Source organism: Pantoea sp. CTOTU46764 (assembly GCF_031974595.1).
GTDB lineage: Bacteria > Pseudomonadota > Gammaproteobacteria > Enterobacterales > Enterobacteriaceae > Pantoea > Pantoea trifolii.
Map to the genome: position 1 here is coordinate 10,354 of NZ_DALYOQ010000027.1, position 21,471 is coordinate 31,824.

General features: G+C 54.4%; 21 protein-coding genes and 1 pseudogene. 12 read left to right on the plus strand and 10 right to left on the minus strand.

The features are described 5' to 3' along the window. From RTM06_RS11325 to RTM06_RS11335, 3 genes are all read right to left on the minus strand, one after another. Positions 1-438: MFS transporter (locus RTM06_RS11325; RefSeq protein WP_312182244.1), on the minus strand; the 438-nt coding region annotated here is incomplete at its 3' end. An 86-nt stretch (positions 439-524) separates the two neighbouring features. Then, positions 525-1,967: a pyruvate kinase gene (gene pyk / locus RTM06_RS11330; RefSeq protein WP_008110470.1), complete on the minus strand. Its 1,443-nt coding sequence runs from the start codon at positions 1,965-1,967 to the stop codon at positions 525-527. 107 nt (positions 1,968-2,074) lie between these two features. After that, on the minus strand, positions 2,075-2,929 hold the full coding sequence (locus RTM06_RS11335) for a MurR/RpiR family transcriptional regulator (protein ID WP_312182246.1): 855 nt from the start codon (positions 2,927-2,929) through the stop codon (positions 2,075-2,077). A 372-nt stretch (positions 2,930-3,301) separates the two neighbouring features. On the opposite strand from RTM06_RS11335, the gene zwf reads away from it, so the two are divergent. Together zwf and RTM06_RS11345 are read left to right on the plus strand one after the other, a co-directional pair. After that, positions 3,302-4,777: a glucose-6-phosphate dehydrogenase gene (gene zwf, locus RTM06_RS11340; RefSeq protein WP_036650196.1), complete on the plus strand. Its 1,476-nt coding sequence runs from the start codon at positions 3,302-3,304 to the stop codon at positions 4,775-4,777. A 186-nt stretch (positions 4,778-4,963) separates the two neighbouring features. Continuing rightward, a complete protein-coding gene (locus tag RTM06_RS11345) occupies positions 4,964-5,605 on the plus strand; it encodes a bifunctional 4-hydroxy-2-oxoglutarate aldolase/2-dehydro-3-deoxy-phosphogluconate aldolase (RefSeq protein WP_312182248.1) in 642 nt (213 codons plus the stop codon). Between the two features lie 41 nt (positions 5,606-5,646). On the opposite strand, the gene purT is transcribed toward RTM06_RS11345, so the two are convergent. Next, positions 5,647-6,825, minus strand: a complete 1,179-nt coding sequence (gene purT, locus RTM06_RS11350) for a formate-dependent phosphoribosylglycinamide formyltransferase (RefSeq protein WP_312182250.1) — start codon at positions 6,823-6,825, stop codon at positions 5,647-5,649. Positions 6,826-6,986: 161 nt separating this feature from the next. Here purT and RTM06_RS11355 point away from each other — a divergent pair, with 161 nt between their 5' ends. Together RTM06_RS11355 and RTM06_RS11360 are read left to right on the plus strand one after the other, a co-directional pair. Continuing rightward, a complete protein-coding gene (locus RTM06_RS11355; RefSeq protein ID WP_137385935.1) occupies positions 6,987-7,628 on the plus strand; it encodes a tellurite resistance TerB family protein in 642 nt (213 codons plus the stop codon). Between the two features lie 139 nt (positions 7,629-7,767). Further along, the gene (locus tag RTM06_RS11360) at positions 7,768-9,831 is read left to right on the plus strand and encodes a prolyl oligopeptidase family serine peptidase (RefSeq protein ID WP_312182254.1); all 2,064 of its coding nucleotides are present in this window, start codon (positions 7,768-7,770) and stop codon (positions 9,829-9,831) included. Here the strand turns inward: RTM06_RS11360 and exoX are convergent. Both exoX and RTM06_RS11370 read right to left on the minus strand, forming a co-directional pair. Continuing rightward, positions 9,825-10,493, minus strand: coding sequence for an exodeoxyribonuclease X (exoX, locus tag RTM06_RS11365; RefSeq protein WP_008110459.1), 669 nt, complete (start codon positions 10,491-10,493; stop codon positions 9,825-9,827). The genes RTM06_RS11360 and exoX overlap by 7 nt on opposite strands. Positions 10,494-10,496: 3 nt before the next feature. Then, positions 10,497-10,727 carry a DNA polymerase III subunit theta gene (locus RTM06_RS11370; RefSeq protein WP_312182257.1) on the minus strand — a complete coding sequence of 77 codons (231 nt, stop codon included), beginning with the start codon at positions 10,725-10,727 and terminating at the stop codon, positions 10,497-10,499. Between the two features lie 153 nt (positions 10,728-10,880). On the opposite strand from RTM06_RS11370, the gene copC reads away from it, so the two are divergent. The 7 genes and pseudogenes from copC to RTM06_RS11405 all read left to right on the plus strand — a co-directional run bounded on the left by copC (position 10,881) and on the right by RTM06_RS11405 (position 14,188). After that, a complete protein-coding gene (copC, locus tag RTM06_RS11375) occupies positions 10,881-11,258 on the plus strand; it encodes a copper homeostasis periplasmic binding protein CopC (protein WP_293797409.1) in 378 nt (125 codons plus the stop codon). 3 nt (positions 11,259-11,261) lie between these two features. Next, positions 11,262-12,143, plus strand: a complete 882-nt coding sequence (copD, locus tag RTM06_RS11380) for a copper homeostasis membrane protein CopD (RefSeq protein ID WP_312182260.1) — start codon at positions 11,262-11,264, stop codon at positions 12,141-12,143. 33 nt (positions 12,144-12,176) lie between these two features. After that, a complete protein-coding gene (locus tag RTM06_RS11385) occupies positions 12,177-12,524 on the plus strand; it encodes a YebY family protein (protein WP_179450897.1) in 348 nt (115 codons plus the stop codon). Between the two features lie 505 nt (positions 12,525-13,029). After that, a complete protein-coding gene (locus RTM06_RS11390; RefSeq protein WP_007889586.1) occupies positions 13,030-13,242 on the plus strand; it encodes a cold-shock protein in 213 nt (70 codons plus the stop codon). 2 nt (positions 13,243-13,244) lie between these two features. Continuing rightward, entirely contained in the window at positions 13,245-13,388 is a 144-nt protein-coding gene (locus RTM06_RS11395; RefSeq protein WP_085982370.1) for a cold-shock protein, read from the plus strand. Between the two features lie 195 nt (positions 13,389-13,583). Next, positions 13,584-13,903, plus strand: a pseudogene (locus RTM06_RS11400) (hypothetical protein). A gap of 117 nt (positions 13,904-14,020) precedes the next feature. Further along, a complete protein-coding gene (locus RTM06_RS11405) occupies positions 14,021-14,188 on the plus strand; it encodes a hypothetical protein (RefSeq protein WP_312182262.1) in 168 nt (55 codons plus the stop codon). 78 nt (positions 14,189-14,266) lie between these two features. Here RTM06_RS11405 and RTM06_RS11410 read toward each other — a convergent pair whose 3' ends face one another. Beyond that, complete coding sequence (locus tag RTM06_RS11410) at positions 14,267-14,998, minus strand: class I SAM-dependent methyltransferase (protein WP_312182264.1); 732 nt, start codon at positions 14,996-14,998, stop codon at positions 14,267-14,269. Positions 14,999-15,254: 256 nt separating this feature from the next. Between RTM06_RS11410 and RTM06_RS11415 the strand changes: the two genes are divergently transcribed. Then, positions 15,255-15,902: a metallophosphoesterase gene (locus tag RTM06_RS11415; RefSeq protein ID WP_256696613.1), complete on the plus strand. Its 648-nt coding sequence runs from the start codon at positions 15,255-15,257 to the stop codon at positions 15,900-15,902. 3 nt (positions 15,903-15,905) lie between these two features. Here RTM06_RS11415 and rsmF read toward each other — a convergent pair whose 3' ends face one another. The 3 genes from rsmF to yebS form a co-directional block, all read right to left on the minus strand. Beyond that, entirely contained in the window at positions 15,906-17,330 is a 1,425-nt protein-coding gene (rsmF, locus tag RTM06_RS11420; RefSeq protein ID WP_312182266.1) for a 16S rRNA (cytosine(1407)-C(5))-methyltransferase RsmF, read from the minus strand. A 72-nt stretch (positions 17,331-17,402) separates the two neighbouring features. Next, positions 17,403-20,042 (minus strand): MlaD family protein, encoded by a 2,640-nt coding sequence (locus RTM06_RS11425; RefSeq protein ID WP_312182268.1) that lies wholly within the window; start codon positions 20,040-20,042, stop codon positions 17,403-17,405. Continuing rightward, entirely contained in the window at positions 20,011-21,255 is a 1,245-nt protein-coding gene (gene yebS, locus RTM06_RS11430) for a membrane integrity lipid transport subunit YebS (protein ID WP_312182270.1), read from the minus strand. Before yebS ends, RTM06_RS11425 begins: the two co-directional genes overlap by 32 nt. Positions 21,256-21,471 lie beyond the last annotated feature (216 nt).

A 21,471-nucleotide genomic window follows, 5' to 3' on the forward strand; every position in this document is an offset into this window, starting at 1 on the left:
GGCCATTAGCGCCATCATGCGCACCGCCAGCGCTTCGTCAAAGGCTTCCTGCACCGCCGCATAGCTGACTGCGCCAATAAAGCACAGGCTAATGCCCTGCACAAAACGCAGCGCGACAAACTCTTCAATGCTGCTGACCCACGTCGTCAGAATACAGGCGGCGGCAAAGAACAGAATGCCAAACAGCAATACTGGACGGCGGCCATATTTGTCCGAGAGCGGACCAAGCAGCCATTGCAGCACCACGCCGCCCATCAGATATGCGGTTAATGAGGTGGATACCCATTCCGGGCCGACACTGAATTCAGACGTCACCAGCAGCATGCCGGGCTGGATCATGTCATGCGCGATATAGGTGGCGAACTCAAACAATACCAGCGCGAGTGGAAACAGCAGCACGCGCCCGGTGAGTTGAGTAATAGGTTGATAGCGGGCCATTTGGCCTCCTTGTCAAAAAAATAAAAACGCGACTGCCAGGCAGTCGCGTTTGTCCATGTTGTTACAGCCGCTGTCGGTGGTGCGTATTAATCTACGCGCAGTACACGGCTGGTATTGGTGGTGCCCGTGGTCGACATCACATCGCCCTGGGTAACAATCACCAGGTCGCCTGAAACCAGGAAACCTTTTTCGCGCAGCAGGTTTACTGCATCGTGTGCGGCGGCAACACCATCATTATTGCTGTCGAAGAACACAGGCGTAACGCCACGATACAGCGCGGTCAGGTTCAGCGTACGTTCATGACGTGACATGGCGAAGATCGGCAAACCGGAAGTGATACGTGAAGTCATCAGCGCGGTACGGCCCGATTCAGTCATGGTGATGATGGCTGAAACCCCTTGCAGATGGTTGGCAGCATACATCGCCGACATGGCAATCGCTTCTTCAACGTTATCGAACTGCACTTCCAGGCGGTGCTTGGAAACATTAACGCTCGGGATTTTCTCCGCGCCGAGGCACACTTTCGCCATCGCTGAGACGGTTTCGGCCGGATACTGGCCAGCAGCGGTTTCCGCCGACAGCATCACCGCATCGGTACCATCCAGCACGGCGTTCGCCACGTCCATGACTTCGGCACGCGTTGGCATTGGGTTGGTGATCATCGATTCCATCATCTGCGTTGCAGTGATGATGGTGCGGTTCAGCTGACGCGCGCGACGAATCAACGCTTTCTGAATACCCACCAACTCAGGATCGCCAATCTCTACACCCAAATCGCCGCGCGCAACCATCACCACGTCAGAGGCGAGGATGATGTCATCCATCGCTTCCTGTGAGGCAACGGCTTCAGCACGTTCCACTTTCGCCACCAGTTTGGCATCGCAACCCGCATCGCGCGCCAGACGACGAGCGTAATTCATATCTTCGCCGTTACGCGGGAAGGAGACGGCCAGATAATCCACGCCGATTTTCGCGGCGGTAACGATATCAACCTTGTCTTTTTCGGTCAGCGCGTCGGCAGAGAGGCCGCCACCGAGTTTGTTGATACCTTTATTGTTGGAGAGCGGGCCGCCGACGGTAACTTCGGTGAACACTTTTACGCCCTGAACTTCCAACACTTTCAGCTGTACGCGACCGTCGTCCAGCAGCAGGATGTCGCCTGGCACCACATCTTCTGGCAAGCCTTTGTAATCGATACCGACTTTTTCTTTGTCGCCTTCGCCTTTACTTAAGTCGGCATCCAGCAAGAAACGATCGCCGACGTTAAGGAACACTTTGCCTTCTTTGAAGGTGGAGACGCGAATTTTTGGACCTTGCAGGTCGCCAAGGATCGCCACATGACGGCCCAGTTTCGCCGCGATTTCACGGACTTTATTGGCGCGCTGCTGATGATCTTCCGGTGTGCCGTGGGAGAAGTTGAGTCGTACAACGTTAGCACCTGCCGCGATGATTTTTTCGAGGTTGTTGTCGCGATCGGTGGCTGGACCGAGGGTTGTAACGATCTTGGTTCTTCTGAGACGTCTGGACATGAAGGACTCCGTTAGCAAAGTATCGTGTCGCTCTCAAGTGACACGTAGTGTTCATCTATTCTATATGATCGATGGGCTGTGATTCGACTCACATTGTGAATGTGATGTTAATTATTTTCCTGCGCCTGTTTCTCCAGGCGTGAATCTTTCAGCGCTTCTTTCACCCGTTTCAAATTTTCACGGAAAGCGGCGCCGCGCTCAAGGGTAAACCCTGTCGCCAGAACATCAATCACGGTTAATTGCGCGAGGCGGGAAACCATTGGCAGGTAGATATCGGTATCTTCGGGCACGTCGAGCGTCAAAGCCAGTGTGGCTTCTGCCGCCAGCGGGGAACCCGGAGAAGTGATAGCCAGCACAGTGGAAGCGTTTACACGCGCCAGGCGAGCCAGTTCTACCATATTTTTGGTGCGACCAGTATGTGAGATGAGAACAAACACATCATTTGGACCACTATTTATGCAACTCATGCGCTGGATCACAATATCCTCTGACCAGATGACCGGCAGATTAAAACGCAAAAATTTATTGGTGGCGTCATGCGCGACGACGGCGGAGGCGCCAAGACCAAAGAAGGCAATTTTATGGGCGTTTGATAAAGCCTGAACGGCCTGGCGAGTGACCTGAGAATCGAGCTGCTGGCGAACGCGGCTGAGGCCCGCTAATGCGGAATCAAAAATTTTATGGCTATAACTTTCCACACTGTCATTTTCTTCCACATCGCGGCTCACCCAGTTCGGGCTTTTCACCAGGCTCTGTGCGAGCTGCAATTTGAAGTCAGGAAAGCCGCGCGTGCCCATACGATGGCAGAAGCGATTCACCGTCGGTTCGCTGACGTCAGCGGCGCGTGCCAGCGTGGCGATGCTGGAGTGCATCGCCTGCTGCGGCGCAGCGAGAATTTGTTCTGCGACTTTACGTTCTGATTTACTTAACGCATCGAGTTGCGCCTGAATTTGTTCCAGCATGGTTTAACCTAATGAGCGTCAATAACTTTTCCGCGTTCATCAATCAATGAAATCGCTGCCAATTCCCAAGAATATACCGTGTAATAGCACCTCGCACGCAGCGGAGGACAAATGTAAACGCGAATTTTTTGCGATACTTTGATCGCTGACGTGTTTTGCCACGACAAATATCGAAACAGAAAATGTGCTCAAATGGCACGCTACAACACACTTAACACCTTTATTACGTTCACAGTTAACGCCAGCAAAACGCGGTGTTCGGGTTGTCCTGGACCGGCGAAAAACGTACATTGTGCTGTAAGAAAATTACAATAAGGACCCGGCGTGATGAGAACGCTCAAGCCGGGTATATCCTGCAACGAGGAGAGGAAAATGGCGGTTACACAAACAGCCCAGGCATGCGATCTGGTGATTTTCGGTGCCAAAGGCGATTTAGCGCGCCGTAAACTGTTGCCATCACTGTATCAGTTGGAAAAAGCCGGTCAGATTCATGAAACCACTCGCATTATTGGCGTGGGTCGCGCGGATTGGGATAAAGCCGCGTACACCAAAGTGGTACGTGAAGCGCTGGAAACCTTCATGAAAGAGAAGATCGATGAAGCGCTGTGGGACACACTCAGCAGCCGTCTCGACTTCTGTAACCTCGACGTAAATGACACCTCGCATTTCACCAAACTGGGCAAAATGCTTGACCAGAAAAACCGCGTCACCATCAACTACTTCGCCATGCCGCCAAGCACCTTTGGCGCGATCTGTGACGGTCTTGGCGCCGCCAAACTGAATGCCAAACCGGCGCGTGTAGTAATGGAAAAGCCGCTCGGCACCTCATTGGAAACCTCGCAAGAGATCAATGACAGCGTTGGCAAATACTTCGAAGAAGGTCAGGTGTTCCGTATTGACCACTATCTGGGTAAAGAGACGGTGCTTAACCTGCTGGCGCTGCGTTTTGCCAACTCCATCTTCGTCAACAATTGGGACAACCGCACCATCGATCACGTGCAGATCACCGTGGCGGAAGAGGTCGGTATCGAAGGACGTTGGGGTTATTTCGACAAAGCCGGCCAGATGCGTGACATGATCCAGAACCACCTGTTGCAGATCCTCACCATGATTGCCATGTCGCCGCCATCCGATCTAAGCGCGGATGCGATTCGTGATGAGAAGGTGAAAGTGCTGCGCTCACTGCGCCGTATTGATCAAACCAACGTGCGCGAGAAAACCGTGCGTGGTCAGTACACCGCCGGCTTTGTGCAGGGCAAGAAAGTGCCAGGCTATCTGGAAGAAGAGGGCGCGAACAAGCAGAGCGCCACTGAAAGCTTCGTGGCTATCCGCGTGGATATCGACAACTGGCGTTGGGCTGGCGTGCCGTTCTATCTTCGCACCGGCAAGCGCTTGCCAACCAAATGCTCTGAAGTGGTGGTGTACTTCAAGAATCCTGAGATGAACCTATTCAAAGATTCGTACGCTGAACTGCCGCAGAACAAGTTGACCATTCGTCTGCAGCCGGACGAAGGTGTGGATATCGAAATCCTCAACAAAGTGCCGGGACTCGACCACAAGCATAAACTGCAGACCACTAAGCTGGATCTGAGTTACTCCGAAACCTTTAACCAGTCACATCTGGCTGATGCTTACGAGCGTCTGCTGCTGGAAACCATGCGCGGTATTCAGGCGCTGTTTGTGCGTCGTGATGAAGTGGAAGCGGCGTGGGGTTGGGTGGATTCGATCATCGATGCCTGGAATGCCGATGCCGAAGCGCCGAAGCCGTATCAGGCGGGAACGTGGGGACCGGTTGCCTCAGTCGCGATGATTACCCGCGATGGCCGTTCCTGGAACGAGTTTGAATAAAGACCTAATGCTGAGCCCGCCAATGTGCGGGCTTTTTTTCGGCCAAAATTCATTTTTCTTAAAAGTGAACCTGAGTTTCAAAAAATTTTGATATCCGATGGACGCCGCTCCAGCCGATCTTGTATGGTAGACCCCAATTATTGACAGCGTGGCTAAACGCCGGGCTGATGCAACTAAGGAAACGTGATGAAGAACTGGAAAACAAGTGCTGAACAGATCCTGAAAACTGGCCCGGTCGTGCCGGTCATCGTGGTGAACAAGTTGGAACACGCCGTGCCGATGGCGAAAGCGCTGGTTGCGGGCGGAGTGCGCGTGCTGGAAGTTACGCTACGTACCCCGGTGGCGATGGACGCGCTGCGCGCCATGATTAAAGAAGTACCGGAAGCGATTGTTGGTGCGGGCACGGTGATCAACACGCAGCAATTGAAAGAGGTCACTGATGCCGGTGCGCAGTTTGTTATCAGCCCAGGATTGACGGAATCGCTGCTGAAAGCGGCGGTTGAAGGTCCGGTACCGTTGATTCCAGGTATCAGCACGGTTTCAGAACTGATGACCGGCATGGATTACGGCCTGCGTGAGTTCAAATTCTTCCCGGCAGAAGCCAATGGTGGCGTGAAAGCATTATCCGCGATTGGTGGTCCGTTCCCGCAGGTGCGTTTCTGCCCAACCGGCGGCATCTCGCCAGCCAACTATCGTGATTATCTGGCGCTGAAAAGCGTGCTGTGTATCGGCGGTTCGTGGCTGGTACCGAATGATGCGTTGGAAAGCGGTGACTGGGATCGTATTACGCGTCTGGCGCGTGAAGCGGTTGAAGGGGCGCGTACATAAATTGGTAGGGTCGCCATTCATGGCGACCTTTAAACTTACACTTAACCTTCCACTTTCACCGCTGCCGCACTGGCAACGGCGCGCGCGATAGCGTCATCGGTGTTTTCACCGGTCGCCAACGCCACACCCAAACGGCGCTGACCGGCAATCTCCGGCTTACCAAACAGGCGCAGCTGCAACCCGGCACCCAGCGCCGCTTCGATATTCCCGAATTGCACGTTCTGGCTGTTCAGCTCAGGCAAAATCACTGCCGACGCCGCAGGGCCATATTGACGGATACCGCCAATTGGCAGACCGAGGAAGGCGCGCACATGCAGCGCGAACTCAGACAGATCCTGCGAAATCAGCGTAACCATACCGGTATCGTGCGGACGCGGTGACACTTCGCTGAACACCACGTCATCACCACAGACGAACAGCTCCACGCCAAACAGGCCGTATCCGCCGAGCGCTTTCACCACATTGGCGGCGATATCCTGCGCGCGTTGCAGCGCCAGTTCACTCATCTGCTGCGGCTGCCATGATTCACGATAATCGCCATCTTCCTGACGATGACCAATCGGCGCGCAGAAGTGGATGCCATCCACCGCGCTGATGGTCAGCAAAGTGATCTCGAAATCAAACTTCACCACGCCTTCAACGATCACGCGGCCCGCACCGGCACGTCCGCCTTGCTGCGCATAATCCCAGGCTTTGTCCAGCTGGCTGGCTTCGCGGATAAAGCTCTGACCTTTACCGGATGAGCTCATCACCGGCTTAACGATGCACGGGAATCCAATCGCTTCAGCGGCGGCCACAAAATTCTCTTTGCTGTCAGCAAACTGGTAAGTCGAGGTCGGTAACGACAACTCTTCCGCTGCCAGACGACGAATGCCTTCGCGGTTCATGGTCAGACGTGCGGCGCGTGCGGTTGGCACCACTTTCTGACCTTGCGCTTCCAGCTCCAGCAGTTTTTCGGTGGCGATGGCTTCAATTTCAGGCACCACGAAGTGCGGCTTTTCCTGGGCAATCAATGCGGCCAGCGCGTCACCGTCCAGCATGTTGATCACATAGCTGCGATGCGCCACGTGCATCGCTGGGGCATCGGCGTAACGATCCACCGCAATCACTTCCACACCCAGACGCTGGCACTCAAGTGCCACTTCTTTGCCTAATTCGCCTGAACCTAACAGCATGACACGCGTAGCGGCAGGGCGCAGCGCGGTTCCGAGAGTCGTCATAATTTCACCTTAGCAGTCAAAATGCGCGCGCAGTATAAACGAAAACGTTTGCGTACTCACGCTTTCGCCACGATTAGGTTTGCCATACTTTTCCCGCTCTGACGTTAACTGACATAGCCTGCGGCAGCATGGAGAACGGAAAATTAAACGGGAGTTAAACGATGAGTAATTGGCTACAGCAAATTCAATCGGTGCTGGCGAAGAAGGGCGGTGACGGAAAATCGGGCGGCTTAAGTGACATGCTGGCACCCGGCGCACTGGGCGGGCTGGCGGGATTGCTGGTGGGCAGTAAATCCACGCGTAAGTTGCTGACCAAATATGGCGGCAAAGCCTTGTTGTTGGGCGGCGGCGCGGCGGCGGGCGCGCTGCTGTGGAATAAGTACAAACAGCGCATACGTGAAACCCATCAGGACGATGCGGGCTTTGGTCAGCTGCAAACGCCGATGGATCAACGTGCAGAGCGATTAGTCACGGCGCTGGTGTTCGCGGCGAAAAGTGACGGTCATATTGACGATCAGGAGCGCGCCGCGATTGAGCAAAACATTCAGCAGGCGGGCTACGGCGCGCAAGCCGAAGCGTTGATTCAGCAGGCAATGAATCGCCCGCTCGATCCCAACTGGCTGGCCGCTGATGTTAAAAACGAAGAAGAGGCGCTGGAGCTCTATTTCCTCAGCTGTGCCGCCATTGATGTCGACCACTTTATGGAGCGCAGCTATCTCTCCGCGCTCGGCGATGCGCTGAAAATTCCCCAGGATGTGCGCGACGGTATTCAGCGTGATATCGACGCGGAAAAAGCCGCGTAATCCCCTACGAAGGTTGCATCTGCAGCCTTCGTTTTCCCTGTCTGGTTTGCCCTGCGCAAAGTGATGCTGCGTGCAGCTTGGCATCACGCGCGATTAGTGCCACGCTTGCTGAATGTTGTCCTTCAGTGAGAAGAGCCTAATGAATCAGCCACACGCGAAAAAAATTCCCCATGCCATGAATCTGCACGGTGAAACGCGCATCGACAATTATCACTGGTTGCGTGATGACGACCGCGAGAATCCAGAAGTGCTGGCCCATCTGCATGCCGAAAATGATTATGGCCGCGCCATGATGGCGTCGCAGAATCCGCTGCAGGAACGGGTGCTGAAAGAGATCGTCGACCGTATTCCGCCGCAGGATCACTCGGTGCCCTATGTGAAAAATGGTTATCGCTATCAAAGCCGTTATGAAGTGGGCAACGAATATCCCGCCTATTTCCGCCAGCCGCTAGACGCGCCGGCTGAGGAGCCGTGGCAGCTGCTGCTCGATGGTAACCAACGGGCTGCGCACAGTGATTTTTACACCATGGGCGCGCTGGCGATTACGCCAGACAATCAAGTGATGGCGTTAGCGGAAGATTTCCTGTCGCGCCGTCAATATGGCATTCGCTTCCGTAATCTGCAGAGCGGCAGCTGGTATCCGGAACTGCTGACCAATGCATCCTCCAGTGTTGCCTGGGCCAACGATTCCCGTACGCTCTATTACGTGCGTAAGCATCCGAAAACGCTGCTGGCGTATCAGGTTTGGCGCCATGAGCTGGGACATCCGCAATCTGACGATCAGCTAGTGTATGAAGAGAAGGATGATTCCTTCCACGTGAGCGTGCACAAAACCACCTCCGAGCACTTCATTCTGATTGCGCTATATAGCACCAACACCAGCGAAATTCTGCTGATCGATGCTGAATATCCGGATGCGCAGCCGCAAACATTTTGCCCGCGTCGCCGTGATCACGAATACAGCATCGATCACTACAATCATCAGTTCTACATCCGCTCGAATCGCGACGGTAAAAACTTCGGCCTCTATCGCAGCGCGTGGCTGGCGGAAGCGCGCTGGCAATCGCTGATCCCGGCGCGTCACAACGTGGTGCTGGAAGATTTCCAGCTGTTCCGCCATTGGTTGGTGGTGGAAGAGCGGCAGCACGGCGTAAATACCTTGCGGCAGATTAACTGGGAGAGCGGCGAAAGCTTCGGTATCGCCTTTGACGACCCGGCCTATGTCACCTGGCTTGCCTACAATCCTTCGCCGGAAAGCGACACCTTGCGCTATGGCTACTCTTCAATGACCATGCCAACCACCCTGTTCGAACTGAACATGGAGACCGGCGATCGCCGTGTGCTAAAGCGCACGCCGGTGCCGGGATTTAAATCTGAGGACTACAAAAGCGAGCATCTGTGGATTACGGTGCGCGATGGAACGGAAGTACCGGTTTCGCTGGTCTATCACCGCAAGCATTTCCAGCGCGGCAACAATCCGTTGCTGGTGTACGGTTACGGTGCTTACGGCAGCAGCATGGATGCCAGCTTTGGCACCAGCCGCATCAGCTTGCTCGAGCGCGGCTTCGTCTACGCCATTATTCATGTGCGCGGCGGCGGCGAACTCGGCCAGCAATGGTATGACGGTGGCCGCCTGAAGAATAAAATTAACAGCTTCACTGATTTTATTGATGTCACCGAAGCGCTGGTGGCGAAAGGGTATGGCAATCGTCAGCAGCTCTACGCGATGGGCGGCAGCGCCGGAGGATTACTGATGGGCGGCGTGGTGAACATGGCGCCAGATCTGTTCCACGGCGTGGTGGCGCAGGTGCCATTTGTGGATGTGGTAACTACCATGCTCGATCCCTCAATTCCGTTGACCACCGGCGAATACGATGAGTGGGGCAATCCTGAACAGGCGGAGTTCTATCACCTCATCCGCCAATACAGCCCGTATGACAACATCGAAGCCAAAGCCTATCCGCATTTGCTGGTCACCACCGGCCTGCACGATTCACAGGTGCAGTATTGGGAACCGGCTAAGTGGGTGGCGAAACTGCGCGAGCTGAAAACCAACGATTCGCTGCTGTTACTCTGTACTGAGATGGATTCTGGTCACGGCGGCAAATCGGGTCGTTTCAAAGCGTATGAAGGTGTGGCGCAAGAGTTCACTTTCCTGATCGGCCTGGCGCAGGGCAGCTTGCCAGACCGCGTCGATTACTGATCGCTCTTCACATACTTGCGCAGCGCCTGCCGCAACGGTGGGCGCAAATCGCGCACATTTTCCAGCACCCAACGCAGATAGCCGGGATCTTTACGCGCGATGCTGCCAATGCTCTGACCGCGATATTTGCCGAACGGGAACACATCGCCGCTCACCGGCGCGGGCTGGCATAAATTCGCCATCTGCTCGGCGTTCCAGCCTGAGGTTTCCATAATGCGGATCAGCAGCGCAGCGGTGACGTAGCAGTCATACAATGCGCGGTGCGCATGCAGTTCGGCCGGTGGTGTGACATCCAGCTTCAGGCTATGACGCAGCGCCTGATTGCCGTATTTAATGCCAGGCCACAACTGACGCGCCAGCGTCATGGTGCAGATCCATTCGCCGGGCATGGTGGGCAACATGCGGCGATCAAAGCTGGCGTTGTGCGCCACGTAATGCGGACTGCCGTGGTAGCGGCCAATCGCTTCTTCAATGGTGGGTTTGCCCACCACCATCGCTTCGGTAATACGATGTACCGCCATCGCCTGACGGCTGATGGGGCGATCCGGGCAGATTAAGTCGCTCATTGGATTAACGATCTGACCATCAATGACATCTACCGACGCCACTTCCACCACGCCGCCCTGCAGGCCGCAGGTTTCGGTATCAATAACACGTAACATAAATTACTTCTGCTTAGGTTCGTAAGGCAGGCGCGACAGGCTAAGCGAGGCCTGGCGATAGTTCATTAAGCGCTGACGAAACCAGTCACGCAGCGCTTCGGGTTGCTCGCGTTCCACCATTTCGGCAATCACCGGCATATTGTAACGCTCTTTAAATGCAACGCCTGCGGCGGCCAGATCGACATTCACTTTGTCTTTCTCTTCATGCGAGAGCAGGGCAAGGTTTTGGCTCATGCTTTTCTCCTGTTAAACAGGGGCAAAAGTAATGGTTTCGGACCCTGGGATCAAGGGAATTGGATCGCACCGCAAGTCTCGACAGCTTTGGGTCGGCGGCGTATCCTGCTGCCACGTTTACGGTGGTTTGACGTATTTAAAAGGGAAGAAGTCATGAAGAAAACTGCGTTCAATTCGGTCGTCGCGCTACTTCTGGCGTCATCAACGCTGGCCTTCAGCCAGTTTGCCATGGCGCATGCTCACCTGAAAACACCGGTTCCCGCCGATAAAGCGGTGGTGGAAACCTCCCCGCAGAATTTGACGCTGACCTTTACCGAAGATGTTGAAGCGGCATTCAGTGGCGTAGATGTGCTCAATGCTCAACATCAGCCAGTGGCGGTCGGGAAAGCCACACTCAACGATAAACACCATGATCAGTTGATTGTGCCGATCAGCCAGCCGCTGCCATCGGGCAATTATCAGGTTAACTGGCACGTGCTGTCCGTCGATGGGCATAAAACCACAGGCAGCTACAGCTTCAGCGTGAAGTGATTGATGAGTTTGAGCACGTTGTGGGTTGGCTTGCGAGCGCTGCATTTTTTGTCGGTGCTGCTGCTCGCTGGTAGCGCCTTTTATACCGCGCTGCTGGCACCGCGCCGCTATCGTCCGCTGCTATCACAACATTTAGGTTTAATTTTACGTACCAGCGCGCTGCTGAGTTTGTTCAGCGCGGTGCTGATGCTGGCAACGCAAACCGGCTTGATGAGCGGCGACTGGCGAAATGTCAGTGACAGGGTAACCTGGCAAGCGGTGCTCAGCACGCGCTTCGGTCAGGTTTGGCGCTGGGAAATTGCCTTCGCACTGCTGAGCACGTTAGCGCTGCTGCTACGTGGCACACTGCGGCAAAATCTGCTGCTATGCAGCGGCCTCTTGCAGCTGATGGCTTTAGCCGGCGTAGGGCATGCGGCGATGCGCGATGGCTGGCCTGGATTACTGCAACAAGGCAATCACGCGCTGCATTTAATTGCAGCTGCATTCTGGACGGGCGGATTATTGCCACTGTTAGTGCTGATGCGTGAAGCGCGGCAGATTGCCTTTCGCACTGATGCGATCCGCTGCATGATGCGCTTCTCGCGTTACGGCCACCTTGCAGTAGCGTTAGCGCTGCTGACGGGCACGATCAATAGCTTGCTGATTGCCGGTTCACCGCTAAATTGGCAAGTTACGCTGTGGAGCGAGTTGCTGGTGGTGAAGGTGCTGCTGGTCATGCTGATGATCGCTATCGCGTTAACCAATCGATATCTGCTGGTGCCGCGCTTTCGCCTGGCGGCCAGCAATGCAGCGCATCTGTTTATTCGCTTGACGCAGCTTGAGCTGCTGCTGGCCGTTATTGTTATTGGGTTGGTGAGCGTGTTTGCCACACTGTCACCGACCTGAATGTGTCATTAAAGAAGATGAAATGAGGTCGATATTTTGCTGAAGAAACTGATTCCAGCTTGCGTATTGATGGCGCTGTGCAGCCAGGCGATGGCGGCACAGATTATTACCGTCAGCCGTTTTGAGATTGGAAAAGACAAATGGCCCTTCACCCGCGAAGAGGTGATGTTGACCTGCGAGAAAGACGGTGCACTGTTCGCGATTAATCCGGGTACGTTGCTGCAGTATCCGCTCAACGATAAAGCCTTAGCGCGCAAAACTGCCGGGCAGGGCACGCTGCAATCGATCGACACCATCGTCGCCGTTGATAAAGCCCATCCCGATCAGAAAATGAGTCTGCAGCCGATCATCGATCGCGCGCAGCAACTGTGCGATAAGTAATCCCCTCATTTTTCAGGCGTAGCGCACATTTCTGCCGCTACGCTTGCTTTCTCTTTCTGTCACTCCGATCACAGAGTTGTCACCTTTGCGTATCAAACCTGTGGATTGGCTGGAAAACCCTCAATCCTGGTCTACCTTTAAATGGCAAGGCGTCCTCGCCTGCAAAAATGCCAACTTTTAGCGCACGGCTCTCAAAGAGCCATTTCCCTGGACCCGATACAGGAATCGTATTGGGTCTTTTTTTGTCTGTTTTTTGCGTTTTAAATTAAAAAACCATTATTACTCATCGAGAATTAAATGTTCTTTTCGCTTGCTAGTGGCGCAAATAAATGCGTTAATGCTTCGTCGGTCTGAATAGCAGACAGTTAGAAGGTTAGTTCCCATTGTATTTCTCATCCCAGTTAGTGCCGCTTCAAGCCCTTTCTCTTTGAGTCTTATCCTAAGTTCTGATTCGTATCTGCAACTCGGCCCTTACGCCAATAGGCTCATTTAAAAGGTAAAAATTATGTCTAACAAAATTCTTGGAACGGTAAAATGGTTCAACTCAGAAAAAGGCTTCGGCTTTATTTCTCCTGAAAACGGCAGCAAGGACGTTTTCGTCCACTTCTCAGCCATCCAGGGCACTGATTATCGCTCACTTGATGAAGGTCAGCGCGTTGAGTTTTCAGTTGAAGATGGTCCTAAAGGTCCGTCTGCAACAAATGTATTAGGTCTGTAATTATTCGCATTTATCATCGTTTAAGATGTCCGCATTGCCAGAGTTCACAATATCGCACCTCCGCGTTCGATATTACTAAAATGAACCCACATGGCGCTAAATGCATTTTCTGCAAGTCATCAATGATTATGTTGAAAACTGCATAATAACGGATATTTTGCCCTGATAATCATTAGGGCTTATCAGGTAATTGCCTGATATCAAAATTATTAGCACTGCTTAGGCAGTGCTTTTTTATTTTTAAATACCCATCTTAACGTTACTTATTCCCCCGATCGTCATCTCCCCCAGATGCTACAGTTTCTCGAAATAAATCGCCGCTTTAGTGAGAATCTTGCAAGATGTACAAGCCTGTTATTCTGATCGCCATGCTGCTGAGTGGTTGCGCGCTGAAACAATATCCGCAGTCTGCAAATGTGAGCGATGCCGAAGCGCAACCTACGACTGTGCAGCACTAAATCAGGAGATTGCTAAAAGCCAAAGTGTTAAGCAGCAGATCGATAAAACTGGCGAGTTTGACGCGCTGACTATACTCGGCTTCGTCGGGGATTTTGGTATTGGTAACGGCATTGCGAAAGCCAGTGCGAACAATAAGGCTGCAGCGCGTTTACAGCAGTTGGAAAATCTCAAGGCTATGCGTTGCGAGCATAACGCGACTTAATGATGACCGGACGGGAAATAATCAGCAGAAAAGGTGCGGTCATATAGCTGCAGTCAGTCTGTGCGAAAAATGGTATAACGTTGGCGCATCTGATTAATGGGCGGATAAGGATCCTTCATGGCAAATACACAATATCTTCTCTGGGTAATGATTGGCACCTTAACGCTGCTTTGTATCTTTATTGGTGTGGTAGTTGGCCGCGCCAAAACGCCGCGTATTGGAACGCTGGCATTCGCCGGTTTATTAGCCTTCTTCTTGCTGGCGATCTTTTTAATCACGCGCTAGTACGCAATGCCCCCTGAATGTCACAAATAGCGTCGCAGGGATATGTAAAAGGCTGCAGTGTGCAGCCTCAAGACAACGTCACAATGATTTACGCGCTGCCAGCAAAAACATCATCGGACGATCGCGTTCTTCCGCCAGCGCGGGATTCAGCGCAACCATCTCTTCGCTCGGACCCCATTCATCGAGATGCACGATCTCAAATCCTGCGCCGATCACTGCATTAATCCAGGTCGCCAGCTTGCGATGCTGCTTCTTCACGCCATCGGCAAACCAATTGCTGATGCGTTCGCCTTCCTGCTGATAGTGATTGACCGGCCAGCTGCGTTGCTGTTGCTCATCCACTATCCATTGCTGTTGTGCAGGCGCGGTGTAAATCGGATGTTCACAGGAAAACACCAGCGCGCCGCCCGGCGTGAGCGCCTCAAACAGGGTAGCGAAAAGTACGTCAATATTGGTGAGGTAGTGCAGCGCCAGCGAGCTGTAGGCGAGATCAAAGGATTCGGTTAGCTGCAGCGTTTCTAAATCGGCGCGCTGATAGCGAATCTGCGTTCCCTGCGTCATGGTCGCGGCCTGCGCCAGCATCTTCTCGGAAACGTCCAGTCCCAGCACGTCACGCGCGCCTTGCTGCTGCGCGTATCGGCAAAACCAGCCGTAGCCGCAGCCTAAATCGAGAACACGTTTGTCCTGCAGGTCTGGGAGTAATGCACGCAGTGCGGGCCATTCTGGCGCGCCGTCTAATCCCTTAACGGAACGTGGCAAAGTGGCGTAACCGGCAAAAAAGGTAGGATTGTCGTAAATATTCTGGCTCATACAGGCTCCTTTATATGATGCGCAAAGGAGTTTAGGCGTTTAGCGCGGAATGTAAAGTCGCGTAATTATCCCACAAATAACAGATGTACCAGACGAGCGAGTGATTCCAGTAGCAGCAAGCTACCAATGAAAATAACGATTAACACACCAATGAATTGCTTCCGTCCGCTCATGCTGTTCCCTCCGCTGGCTAAACCTTACCGGACTATACTTTATGCCGGGATCACTAAACTTCCAGTCAACCGGGGAAGATTACATGCTTTACCAAACGGTAAACACGCAAATGTGGCGAAAGATTTGGGTGGTTGGCGATCTGCATGGATGCCGCGCCCAACTCGATGCGCAACTGCAGAAGCGAGATTTCGATAAGCAGCAGGATTTGTTGCTGTCGGTGGGCGATTTAATCGATCGCGGGCCGGACAGTCCTGGCTGTTTAGCGCTGATGCAGGAACCCTGGTTTCGCTGCGTGCGCGGCAACCACGAACAGATGGCGCTCGCTGCGCTGGATGGTCGCGACCAAACCTTGTGGATGATGAACGGCGGCGAGTGGTTTTGGCAGCTGAAGGGCGCAAAATTAATTGCTGCGCGCCATGCGTTAAGACGCTGCGCTGAGTTACCGTTGATCCTGCATCTGGATTTCGGCAATCGCGTAGTAGTGATTGCCCACGCCGATTATCCTGCCAGCCATTATGCATTGGGGCAGGATGTTGACTGGCAACAAGTGGTGTGGAGTCGCGATCGGCTGGGACGCCATCAACGTGGCAGTTCAGCCCACATCGATGGCGCCAGTGATTTCTACTTTGGCCACACGCCGTTAGAACAACCGCTCAATGTGGCGAATCAGCATTACATCGATACCGGCGCAGTATTCGGTAATCATCTCACTCTGGTGCAATTGCAGTAACGCTTAACGGAACAGACGCCCGTCACGCACCAGTTCACGCGGATAACTGTTTTTAATGCGATTACCCACTTTCTTCGCCAATCCCAGCGGCTGTTGCTGATAAGTGACGATCACTTCATCCCGATTGGGCAAGGTTTCCGGATGGATATCCTGACCGCGATACCAGGTTTCCGCTTCCGCATCGGTGAGTTCGAAATCCAGCGCGCTGCCTGGCTGCGTCAGCGCCACGACCGCTTCGTGCTGCCAGCGATAGCCTTTCGGGAAGGTTTCTGCCAGCTTAAGGCCGATGCGCGAGAAGCGCACTTTGCCCAGCCAACTCTCCAGCGCCGCCGGGAACAGCCACAGCTCTTTATCGCGCTGCCACAGCGTGTGGTTCTCATCCCACTGCAAGCCGACTTTTGCCGCCGCCTGCTGCACTTCGGCGCTCAACTTGCGGCTGGCCGGCGAGAAGGGCAGTTTGCCGACTTTATAGGTTGGCGTGGGCAATGCCGGAATGCTGGCGGTTTTACGCAGACGCGCGACGAAGAAACCTTCGCTATCGAAAATCTGCGGGAACACATGCAGGAAACCTTCGGCGGTTAACGCCTGATCGGCACCGGCGAAGAGGCCGTTCAGCGGCACGATGTCAACCGCATCGGGATAACGCTGTTGCAACCAGTGAATCACCTGCTGATTCTCGATCTGATTCAGTGTGCAGGTGGAGTAAATCAGCGTGCCGCCGGGCTGCAAGGCATGGAAAGCGCTGTCGAGCAAATCGCGTTGGGTCTCAGCGATCGCTTCGGTGCTGGCCAGCGTCCAGTTACGCAGCGCGTCGGCATCTTTACGCACTACGCCTTCGCCAGAGCAGGGCGCATCAAGCAGAATGGCATCGAAACGTTCCGGCAGCGCGGCACCAAACACGCGGCCATCAAAATGCGTCAGCGCCACATTGCTGACACCGCAGCGGCTGATATTTGCATGCAGCACTTTAACGCGGCTGGCCGAGTATTCGTTCGCCAGAATAGCGCCTTCATTGCGCATCAGCGCGGCCATCTGCGTGGTTTTTGAACCCGGCGCGGCAGCCACATCCATCACCTGACGTGCCTCGGGAGCGGCATCAAACAGCGCGGTGACCGGCAGCATTGAGCTGGCTTCCTGAATATAAAACAGTCCGCTCAGGTGTTCCGCTACGCTACCGAGCGGCAACGATTCGTCGTCACGCTCAATCCAGAACCCTTCAGCGCACCACGGAATGGGCGATAAGCGCCAGCCATAATCGGCGGTGCGGGCGAGGAAATCTTCCACGCTAATTTTTAAGGTGTTAACGCGTAAGCTGCGACGCAGTGGTTGCTGGCTAATAGCGAGGAAGCGTTGCAGTTCGGCGTCGTCAGCAAGGCTGGCGCGCATCAGCGCGAGGAAATCTTCGGGAAAGCGATCGGACACGGGCATCTACCGGGAAACGAAAAGAGCGCGAAGTGTAACACGCGAAAAAGAATCGGGCAGCCAGGCTGCCCGATTTGCTTAAGGTTGATGAGGGTCCGGAATTGCGGTGCCCCAGTCGCGCCACGCTTTCGGCGCTTCATCCTGTAGCAGGAAGTGTTTGTTGGCGCCGGCCTGCGGTGCTAATGGCACCGTCGGCGGCGTGGCAAATTGAACGCCGCCGCGAATGAACTGTTGGAAGGTGCCGGTTTTCAACACGCCGCCAATCAGACCAAAATCGAAGTTATAGCCGGAAGCCAGCCAGAACACCGAGTTGTTACGCACCAGATGTTGATACTTCTTACTGATGCGTAGCGCTATCTGCACGCGATCCGCCATATTGCCCAGCGACGTTCCGGTGACCGTGCCCACTTCTACGCCACGGAACAGCACTGGCGTGCCCACCGACAACGATCCGGCGTCAGCGGCATCGACATAAATCGTCAGGCCGTTCAGGTAGCGTGAATCGGTGATGGTGCTTTCCTGCAGTTCGAATGTGCGCGCAGGCGCACCTTTGCCCGGATCGACGTTGAGATAAGGCTGCAACAGCGTTTCGATATGATTCACGCCCGCAGCAGAAATTTCCGGCGATACCACCGAGAAGCGACTGCCAATGCGCGCGAAGTCCTGCACGTATTCCGGATAAAGCACCGCTTTGGCGACAACCTGGTTGTTATCCGAACTCAGCGCCAGTGATTCAACCTGACCAATATTAATGCCGAGATAGCGAATCGGCATTCCCGCCGCCAGTTTGCTGGCATCATAGGTGTGCAGCGAGATCTGGCTGCCAACTGCACGCGCGGCGGTTTCTGAGGCGTAGAGCACACGCTTAACGCCTTTCGCCGCCTGCGCGCCGGTCAGATTATCAAAGCTGATGGCACCTTTTAGCGCACGGTTGAGCGGAGACGCTTGTACGGTCAAGCCGCTGCCGTTGAGTTGCACTTTGGCGCCGCCTTCGGCCCAGAACACGCTCTCACTGGTGAGCAGCTTGCGATATTGCGGCTGAATGTGAATCGAAATTTCAAACGCATCCGCGCGCGGCACCACATCCACCACTTCACCGACCTGGAATTTGCGGTACAGCAGCACCGAACCGGCCTGCACATCTGGCAAGCTGTTGGCGGTGAGTTTCAGCGTGGTTGGCGGCTGTTCCCCCACAATGCCTTCCTGGGCACGTTCCGCATCGGCATATAAAGTATAACGACTGGATGGATTGCCTTTCGCGCCGGGAATCAGGCGAATGCCGCCATCCACCCATTCGCGTGCGCTGGCGCCCAGCACCTGCATACCGTCGAGGCCAAACTTCACGTCGAGGCGGCTATTCACCACAAACTTGCTGTCGGCGTGCACCAGATTACGGTGCTCTGGGTTGATAGCTGCGACAAAGCTGATGCCATTTTCATCCAGCGTGCGTGAAATCACCTGGCCGATTTTCATGCCATACAGCATCACCGGCTGGCCGGCATCGATGCCGTAGGTTTCCGGCGCGCTGAGTTTTACCGTCAGCACGTCCGGTTTTTGTAGCAGGGTTTCGCTAGCCGGCAACACGGTGAAGTGATCCTGCGGCTCGCCTTCGCCTGGCACCAGCTCAAAGGTATTACCGGTTAACAGGCTGCTGAGATTGGTGTCGGTCAGGCTGATCTTCGGCGTGCGCATCTCAATGCGCGTACCGCTGCGCATTAAACCGGTTACTGAAGGATCGACCGTTAACTCGCCGGTGACTTTGCCGCCATCCAGCAGGTTGAGTTTGGTTAAGGTGCCGACTTCCAGTCCCTGATACATCAGCGGCGTGCTATCGGCTTTCAGGTTATCGCCGCTCGGCAAATCCAGTTTCACTTGCACGCCGCGCTGACTGCGCGCCAGATCCGGATAGAGCTGGTAATTGGCATCCACCTGCGCTTGCTCACCGTCATTAGGCGAATCGAAGGCAATCGCACCGTTCACCAACGCGGCCAGGCTTTCCAGCTTCACTTTGGCCCCGCTCAGGCTGACATCCGCATCAATGCCGGAGACATTCCAAAAGCGGCTCTGCTTTTTCACCAGATTGATAAAGCGGCGTTCAATCAGCACATCAATGGTGACGCCATCGGTGCTGTTGTTCAGGCTGTAATCGTAGACGCGACCCACCGGAATTTTGCGGTAGTAGACCAGCGAACCGGTGTTAAGCGAGCCGAGATCCGGTGCACGCAGATGGATCAATAGCTCGCCGGTATTGACGCGATATTTCGGCTGAGTATCGAGCGCGGTGAAGTGATCGCTCTCTTTACCTTTGCCCGGCATCATGCCGATGTAGTTACCGCCGACCAGCGCATCAAGCCCGGAGACGCCCGCCAGCGAGGCTTTCGGCGTCACCAGCCAGAATTGGGTGTCTTCACGCAGTGCATCGCGCATGTCGCTTTTGATGCTGGCCTTAATCTGGATGCTGCGATAGTCATCACTCAGCACAATGCCTTGCACCGTGCCCACTTCCACGCCCTGATAGCGAATAGGCGTGCGGCCTGGCACAATCCCGTCGGCGGTCTGGAAGTTAATGGTGATCGTCGTACCGCGCTCCTGATAATTGGTCCACAGCAGCCAGCCAGCAATCAGCAAGGCGATGATGGGCAATAACCAGAACGGCGAAATCTTGCGCTTGTTGCGCAGATTGGCACTAGTCGGTGTAGTCGGCGTTTCCTGTTGCATGTGCATCCCAGATCAGGCGGCTATCAAGCCACTCTACAGCCATAATGGTCAGAACAACGGCGGCACCAAAATAGAAGGCGGCCGGTCCCATAGTAAAAGCCAGTAGCTGATCACGATTGACCAGCGACATGGTTACAGCAATCACGAACAGATCCAGCATCGACCAGCGGCCCACCCAGGAGACGGCGCGCAGCAGGCGAATGCGGGTTTTCAAACCCTGTTCGCATTTGAAATGAATGCTGATCAGTAAGGTCAGCATCACTAACACTTTGGTGAAGGGCACCAGAATACTGGCGATAAACACCACGGCGGCGACCGGAATATTGCCCGATGCCAATCCCAGAATGCCGGAGAAAATGGTGTCTTCACGGCGTGCGCCGTTCACGTACACCACCGAAATCGGCAGCAAATTGGCGGGGATCAGCAGCACAATTGAGGCAATCAGCGCTGACCAGGATTTCTGCAAACTGTGGCGGCGGCGATAGTCGAGCGGCGTGTGGCAACGCGTGCAGCGCCCACGCTCATCAGCTACACCGGTTTGATGGCAGTTAAGGCACACCTGCCACTCTTCGGGCGGAGAAGTGGGCATCGCTTGCGGATAATACTGTTCCCACAGCTGTTCTACGTTGAGGTGAATCAGCGTCAGCAGGCTGAGCACCGTCAACGCAATATAAGCCACTAAACCGTAGCCCACTTCCAACGAGGCGTAATCTTGCACCTTGATTGAGGCCACCGCCACGCCGACCAGATAGATATCCAGCATCACCCACTCTTTGAGCTTATCCATCATCAGCAGGACCGGGCGCAGGTTCATACCCAGCGCGTTGCCCAGCCAAAGATAGAGGATGCCAACGACCAGCGTAACCGGCGCGCCAATGGTGCAAAACGCCACCATCGAAGCGGTGAGGATGTTGCCTTGCTGCGCCATCTGAATCACGCCCTCCACCAGGCTGGCGTTAATGCGCATGCCAAGCAGGCGAATATCCACCAACGGCAAGCTTAAGGCGAACGGCATCAGCACGATCATCACCACCGCCATAGCGGTGAGTCGCGTCATCGACCAGTCACGGCCGCTCTGAATTTGTGCATGGCAGCGAGGGCAATAGGCTGTCTGATGCGATTTCACATCCGGTAAGGAAAAAAGGGTATCGCATTGCGGACAACGCTGATAACGTGCGTGGGGCAACGCCTGGCTGATAGCGTGAATTTTCATAGGTGACGCAAGTGCCCATCGTTCGTTACGTTTACCGGCATGCTGAGTAGCGCAAATTTGCCTGCAATATTCGGTGGTACAAGAATACGCTTATCCACCGACTGCTAAGGGTATAGTAACTAACAGAATGATTCACCTTATGCGCCTGGATTATTAGTGCTTATTTTAACAACTGAGTGACAACAAGGTCACCACAGTGACGAGTTATGGTTGAAC